Source organism: Mesorhizobium sp. M8A.F.Ca.ET.181.01.1.1 (assembly GCF_004792025.1).
Classification (GTDB): domain Bacteria; phylum Pseudomonadota; class Alphaproteobacteria; order Rhizobiales; family Rhizobiaceae; genus Mesorhizobium.
Genome location: NZ_SRTV01000161.1, coordinates 1 through 327 on the forward strand (window position 1 = coordinate 1; position 327 = coordinate 327).

Sequence of the window (327 nt, forward strand, 5' to 3'; positions counted from 1 at the left end):
TAACCAGGCATTGGCCGTTTCTCGAACGCGCGTGCCGAAAAACAGCAGTCGCATGTCCAACGCGTGCACTGCGAACTGGCAACACCATGCTCGCGGGGGCAATATGGCTGTCAACCTCAACGGAGAGTCGCGGTATCCGCTCAGGCGGTTGCGGCACAGTGTCGTGCTTCGGCTTCTGGCGATCACCATTCTGTTTAGTTGCGTGCTCACCTTGTTGTTGACCGCGCTGCAGATCGAGCGAGAGTACAGCGCGGGCATCGCGCTGATCGAGAACCGTCTCGCGGACATCGACAAAAGCTACCGCGACAGCCTCGGCGAGGCCCTGTG

Annotated in this window: 1 protein-coding gene; it reads left to right on the forward strand. The window is 60.2% G+C overall.

What is annotated here, in order from left to right; genetic code table 11:
* Nucleotides 1–103: 103 nt before the first annotated feature.
* Nucleotides 104–327 (forward strand): hypothetical protein (locus EN824_RS34045; protein ID WP_210236391.1); only part of this gene is annotated, 224 nt, incomplete at its 3' end.